This is a genomic window from Candidatus Cloacimonadota bacterium, assembly GCA_020532355.1.
Lineage (GTDB): Bacteria > Cloacimonadota > Cloacimonadia > Cloacimonadales > Cloacimonadaceae > UBA5456.
On record JAJBBD010000108.1, the window covers coordinates 1 to 6,129 of the forward strand.

Genomic DNA, 6,129 nt, shown 5'->3' on the forward strand with positions numbered 1-6,129 from the left:
AAATCGAAGGGCAAGCAAAAGCTTACCGAAAACAGAATATTGAGCTCAAAAGAAAGAATAAATTGATTTTGGAAACCACAAATGATCTCGAAGAACGAAATGCGATGTTAAGTGACACCGTGGAGGTCTTAAACTGGCTGGTTTCAGTAATCAGCCACGATGTTCGCGCTCCTTTGGCAAATTTCAATCGGATATTGGGGATGTTGTTGGATGGCGACATTGCCAAAGAAGAGCATGACGAGATATTGCATAGTTTAAAAAAAAGCGGAGAAAACATATTTAAGCTTGTAAACGAAATGCTGGATGGGATTCGTCTGCAACGCCGGAAATTGGATTTATCCGTGGAACTGATTCAGCAAGATCTGGTACCAATTGTGATGTCAATCTTTGCTGTATACTTGCCTATAGCTATGCAGCGCCGGATAGATCTTAATTACTACTTTGCAGAAGAAAAAATAGAAGCAGTTATAGATGCAGATTTATTTAAAATCGCGATCCGCAACCTCTTGAACAATGCCATTAAATTTACTCAGGCAAAAGGTACAGTTGACATCAGGGTTGAAAACTTAGGCGATATGGTTCAAATAAGTGTTTCAGACAATGGTAAAGGTATGGATGAAAAGACTCTGCAAATTTTAAGGGAAGGTATGGTACCAAAGGCGGGTAACGAAGATCTAAATGATGGCATCGGTTTGGGTCTTACGCTTTGTCGGGGTGCTTTGATGCGTATGAACAGTAGTCTGGAAATTGAAAGCACACCCGGAAAGGGCACTAAGATTTACATGAAATTTAACCGTTTGACAAAATAGATTTGAGCCGAATATTCTAAGCTTAACCGTTTCATGAAATGTAGCTTCATGATGCGGTTTTAGTTCTGGGTTAACCAAAAATCATATCAAAGGTTTCTTTAGTAGCATAGAAGAATTGAGATTTAGAATTTGGTGAAATGTGTTGACAAATTCCTGCATTTCTAAGCTATATCATTTTAGTGAAAAATTACTTACAAGGAGAACAACCATGCCAAGAATGACGGTTGATCCAAACTACTGCAAGGGATGTGGTTTATGCATTGCTGCCTGCCCGAAAAAGATAATCCGCTTTTCGGAAAACATCAATGCCAAAGGCTATCATTATGCAGAGTGTTTTGAGCAAGATAAGTGCATCGCATGCAAGATGTGCTATGTAACCTGCCCCGATGTGGCAATAACGGTTGAGAAGTGAGGCAATAATGGCGAAGATATTGATGAAAGGAAACGAAGCAGTAGCGGAAGCTGCCATTCGCAGTGGATGCAGATTGTATTTTGCCTATCCCATCACTCCTCAAAGTGAATTGATTGAATACATGGCACGTATGATGCCGAAAGTTAATGGAACGTTTTTACAAGCAGAAAGTGAAGTGGCTGCCATAAATATGGTTTATGGTGCTGCGGGTTGTGGAAAGAGAGTAATGACTTCTTCTTCATCTCCGGGCATATCCTTAAAAATGGAAGGCATTTCATACATCGCTGGTGCTCAACTGCCCTGTGTAATTGTAAACGTTCAACGTGGAGGACCTGGATTAGGAGATATCCAACCAGCGCAAGGAGACTATTTTCAGGCAACAAAAGGTGGTGGACATGGAGATTATCGTTTGATCGTGTTAGCTCCCAGTTCTGTTCAGGAATTTGCTGATATGGCTTCGGAAGCGTTTGATCTGGCAGATAAATACCGCAATCCTGTGATGATTCTTGCCGATGGCATGCTAGGTCAGATGATGGAGCCGGTAGAGTTTAAACCAGCCAAAAGTGACGAAGAGATCAAAGAAATGTGGCATCAGCATGAATCTTGGTGTATATGCCCGAATGAAGATGGCGATAAGAAACATCATCACGAAATTAATTCCTTAGAGATCGATCCCTTGATGTTAGAAAAGCATGTAAACAAGCTCTACAAGAAATATGCTGAGATTGAGAAAAATGAGATAAAATACGAAGAATACAATATATCCAACGATAATGAAGTTCTTTGTGTGGCATGGGGAACCGCCTCTAGGGTAGTAAAATCTGCCATCAACGAGCTAAAGACACAAGGCAAGAATGTGGGCATGATTCGCCCCATCAATGTGTGGCCATTTCCTTACGGCGCCATAGCCAAAGCCATTGGTCCTAAAGTTAAGAAAGTATATGTTTTCGAATTGAATACTGGCCAGATGCTGGACGATGCTAAGATTGCCGTTAATGGTAAGGTACCGGTAGATTTTTGGGGAAGAGTGGGCGGTATTGTTTTCACTCCCGCCGAAATTAAAGCTAAGCTTGATGAGTGCTTTTAAGGAGGAGATTGTGGAAAAGATAGCATTTAGACCCGAAACGTTAACCAGTACCCCCTTTACATATTGTCCCGGTTGTTTGCATGGTGTAGCACACCGCCTTATTGCGGAAGCAATCGACGAACATGGTTTGATCAATAAAATGACAGGCGTAGCTCCAGTGGGCTGCTCGGTGTTTGCCTATAAGTTCTTCAATTTCGATATGGCTGAAGCAGCACATGGCAGAGCGCCAGCAGTGGCTACAGGAATGAAGCGAGCTCGTCCAGACATGCATGTTTTCACCTATCAGGGTGATGGCGATCTTGCTGCAATTGGCACAGCAGAGATTGTACATGCCGCAAACAGGGGCGAACATATTTCTATATTCTTTGTAAATAATGCCATTTATGGTATGACTGGTGGTCAAATGGCACCCACAACCTTGCCAGAAATGAAAACTACTACCAGCCCGTATGGAAGGAATACAGATGATATTGGATTTCCCATTAGAGTATGTGAACTATTGGATAGTCTTCTAGCTCCATATTATATTGAGCGAGTTTCTTTACTAAGTCCCGCAGAGATCATTAAGGCAAAAAAAGCAGTTTCTAAGGCTATTCAATATAACAAAGAAGGAAGAGGATTTACCTTTGTGGAATTCATCTCCACTTGCCCCACAAACTGGGGTTTAGATCCCATTAAATCTCGTGATTGGGCGAAAGAGAATATGCTGCCCTTCTTCAAACCGGGTTGCTTTAGAGATAAAGGAGCAGAATGATGACTACTGAATTAATTTGCGCAGGATTTGGCGGTCAAGGCGTACTTACCATTGGTAAGTTTTTAGCTAAAGCCGGAATGAAAGAAGGGAAAAATGTTTCCTGGTTACCTTCTTACGGTCCCGAGATGCGCGGCGGTACAGCGAATGTATCAACAGTTGTATCCGATGAACCGATTGCTTCTCCAATAGTTAGTTATCCAGATATTCTGGTTGCACTTAATCAACCTTCAATAGACAAATTTGCACCGTCCATCCGACCCAATGGTATCTTGATATATAACACAAACATGTGCCCCCATGGTTGTAAACGTGAGGACATAACTACTATTTCGGCTCCGATGGTTGATATTGCCAAAGAGATTGGAAATCAGATGGTGCTAAATATGCTTGCCATTGGAATTATTATTGGCAAAACCGGAATAATTAAGTACGAGACTATGGAAGAAGATCTTAACAGCTTTATGAAGGATAGAAATCCAGAATTACTAGAATTGAATCTTAAAGCCATAAAACATGGGATGCAGATCGGTAAAGGCTGATCTTAAAACCCATAAAAGTATTACACTGGGGGCGCTTGATTCGCCCCCTTTATTTAGTTAAAGGAGCAGGATATGAAAAGCGAACTTGTTACAATAGCCACATTTACCGATAGTTTTGAAGCTGAAATGGCAAAAGCCTTTTTAGAAGAAGCTGGCTTTGAAGTATACTTACAAAATGAACGTTTCCAAAGTATGTATGCGTCTATGGCAGGCGATATGTACACTATCCAGTTGCAGGTGTTTGCCGATGCACAAGAGGAAGCAAACGGGTTATTGAATGATCTGGACGATAGTTACTTGGCAAATCGTATCCTAACCAATGAAAAAGCTATTATGGAAGGGCATTTTTTGCTAACAAGCGGAAATCACAGTAATCGCTATATAGAAAAGATTCGTCTTCTACAGAATCCTGAAGCAACTCATACGCTTTGCAAACGGTTGGCAATGCGCTTGGAAGATTATGGTTTTGATACGGTAATAGGACCTGCCTTTGGGGCGATAATACTGGCTTATGAAGTAGCGCGAATTCTGGGGAAAAGCTTTTTATTTACCCATAGAAAAGAGAATGAGATGACCTTTAGAAGCGGCTTTGATTTACAACACACCCATAAGGCGGTGGTTATTGAAGATATTGCATCTACAGGCAGAAGCATTAGAGAAGTGATTAATTGTGCAACAAACCAGGGGATTGAAGTAGTTGCGGTTGGAATCTTGGTAGACCGAAGCGGGGGAATGCTGGATTTTGGGGTTCCTACAGAAAGCCTTTTGAGCCTCGATATTCCAATGTGGTCTCCCGATGAATGTGAACTGTGCAAATTGGGTGTAGACTTAGTTAAACCGGGGAGCAGCGATAAGCAAAGATGAAGCTGCGGCTGCTTTCTGACAAATTGTCTGTTCCGAACCCAAGTGAAATCTTGAAAGTAGGGGCACATTTGATGTGGGAACAACAGGATGACTGTAACGATGCTCCCAGCTTTGATGAACAGATAATGGATATTTGCCTAAGCTTTTCGCTTGCCAGCAAACTATGGCATGATTGCCCTACGATTCATGTTAGCCGCCAGTTCTTACTACTATATCTACCCTACTCATTACCGGATGAATTTGTTGAAGTATTGAGGGGAACAGATCTTTATGTATTCGAAGAGGATGTAGCTGTTAAGCATCACTTACAAGGGCAGACCATTAATTGTGTTTATTGGTTAAGTGAATTCTACAATAAGCGAAGAGGGAGTAAAGCGTTACTATGTAGCCGTAAAAATTTAGTGCAGAGTATCTTATGCAGTGCCCCTCTCTCTTTTGTCCATTTTATTTATACCGATTCCGGCTTCCAAATGTGTTTAGGATCCGAGTTGTACGAGAATAGAAAAGACTTTTTGTATGAGGCATGGGCTAAGGCAGAACAGGTATGTTTAAATTTGGGCGCTAATAAGCGCTTCTCTTTGTTTACAGTTCAAGGTGTTTTGGGTATGCAAAGCAATGCTTCATATACTTTTTTTGCAGATCGCTATAACAAGTATATGGCACATGTGGATTATGACAAATGGTTCAATTTGTTAAAACTATGGCACAAAACTTATGCCAAAACACCATGTAGAAGAGTATTGGAACTGGCGTGTGGAACTGCTGCAGTAGCATCTCGGTTTGTTCAAAACGGATGTGAAGTTTTTGCCAGTGACATTTCTGCTCAGATGCTTGAAAATGCATCAAAACGCCCGCTAAAGCCTTTTCTCTATCAAGCTTCTCTTACAGATCCTATTCCTTATCTGGAATTAGATTTGATCTTTTGCTTATTCGATAGCATCAACTATCTTAGCTCTTTGCAAGAAATTAAGATCTGCTTTGATGTAGTAGAGAAAGCTTTAAGTAGTGATGGCTTGTTTATATTTGATATTTCTACCCTGCTTAACAGCATTGAAAATTTTAGCGATAACTGCAATCTTAGCCGTGAGAAAGAAGGGATGATGATTCATGAAGCATATTATGAACCGGGGAAGCGAAAACAAATTTCACGTCTGGAGCTATTTCAAGAATGGGGAGCTGCATACATTCATCAAAGTGAGACCCATGTTCAAAGAGTATATTTGGTGAGTGAAATAATGGACATAGTAAATTCGAGCAACCTGAGTTTGAAGGCTATCCATTCTGTTGAAAACAAAGGGAATCTCTATCCCAAAAAGTTGCAGGGCCTAGATCATCGATATTACCGCCTCTTTTTTGTGTTAAGCAAGAAATGAATCATCTTCTACAAAACGATCTGGATTTGCTTTCGAGCACAAGCTTTACCATGTGTGCCGGATTGGATGAGGCAGGGAGGGGTGCTTTGGCGGGACCGGTTGTAGTAGCTGCTGTTGTATTAGATTATCATATCGATTTGCCTGTGTTAAACGATTCTAAACAGCTTACGGCAAGGCAAAGGGATAAGCTTTACTCAGAGATAGTGTCTTCTGCCATCTGTTATTCAATTGCCGCTATTCCTGCAAAAACGATAGATAGAGTAAACATCCTGCAAGCTACGTTACTGGGCT

8 protein-coding genes are annotated in these 6,129 nt (G+C 41.1%); all 8 read left to right on the forward strand.

Features of this window, described 5'->3' with window-relative positions:
* A partial coding sequence (locus LHW48_03770) for a HAMP domain-containing histidine kinase (protein MCB5259575.1) occupies window positions 1-809 on the forward strand: 809 nt, incomplete at its 5' end.
* A 208-nt stretch (window positions 810-1,017) separates the two neighbouring features.
* Window positions 1,018-1,221 carry a ferredoxin family protein gene (locus LHW48_03775; protein MCB5259576.1) on the forward strand — a complete coding sequence of 68 codons (204 nt, stop codon included), beginning with the start codon at window positions 1,018-1,020 and terminating at the stop codon, window positions 1,219-1,221.
* A 7-nt stretch (window positions 1,222-1,228) separates the two neighbouring features.
* Window positions 1,229-2,308 (forward strand): 3-methyl-2-oxobutanoate dehydrogenase subunit VorB, encoded by a 1,080-nt coding sequence (locus LHW48_03780; GenBank protein ID MCB5259577.1) that lies wholly within the window; start codon window positions 1,229-1,231, stop codon window positions 2,306-2,308.
* A gap of 10 nt (window positions 2,309-2,318) precedes the next feature.
* A complete protein-coding gene (locus LHW48_03785) occupies window positions 2,319-3,062 on the forward strand; it encodes a thiamine pyrophosphate-dependent enzyme (GenBank protein MCB5259578.1) in 744 nt (247 codons plus the stop codon).
* Window positions 3,059-3,601, forward strand: a complete 543-nt coding sequence (locus tag LHW48_03790; protein MCB5259579.1) for a 2-oxoacid:acceptor oxidoreductase family protein — start codon at window positions 3,059-3,061, stop codon at window positions 3,599-3,601. Before LHW48_03785 ends, LHW48_03790 begins: the two co-directional genes overlap by 4 nt.
* A gap of 72 nt (window positions 3,602-3,673) precedes the next feature.
* Window positions 3,674-4,465: an orotate phosphoribosyltransferase gene (gene pyrE / locus LHW48_03795; GenBank protein ID MCB5259580.1), complete on the forward strand. Its 792-nt coding sequence runs from the start codon at window positions 3,674-3,676 to the stop codon at window positions 4,463-4,465.
* Window positions 4,462-5,838, forward strand: a complete 1,377-nt coding sequence (locus LHW48_03800; GenBank protein ID MCB5259581.1) for a class I SAM-dependent methyltransferase — start codon at window positions 4,462-4,464, stop codon at window positions 5,836-5,838. Before pyrE ends, LHW48_03800 begins: the two co-directional genes overlap by 4 nt.
* Window positions 5,835-6,129, forward strand: a 295-nt coding sequence (locus LHW48_03805; protein ID MCB5259582.1) for a ribonuclease HII, incomplete at its 3' end; no start/stop codon positions are given. The genes LHW48_03800 and LHW48_03805, both read left to right, overlap by 4 nt.

Bases quoted from the DNA above. Each gene is read 5' to 3' on its own strand.
- LHW48_03775 (MCB5259576.1), top strand. From the start codon at position 1,018: ATGCCAAGAATGACGGTTGATCCAAACTACTGCAAGGGATGTGGTTTA.
- LHW48_03780 (MCB5259577.1), top strand. From the start codon at position 1,229: ATGGCGAAGATATTGATGAAAGGAAACGAAGCAGTAGCGGAAGCTGCC.
- LHW48_03790 (MCB5259579.1), top strand. From the start codon at position 3,059: ATGATGACTACTGAATTAATTTGCGCAGGATTTGGCGGTCAAGGCGTA.
- pyrE (MCB5259580.1), top strand. From the start codon at position 3,674: ATGAAAAGCGAACTTGTTACAATAGCCACATTTACCGATAGTTTTGAA.
- LHW48_03800 (MCB5259581.1), top strand. From the start codon at position 4,462: ATGAAGCTGCGGCTGCTTTCTGACAAATTGTCTGTTCCGAACCCAAGT.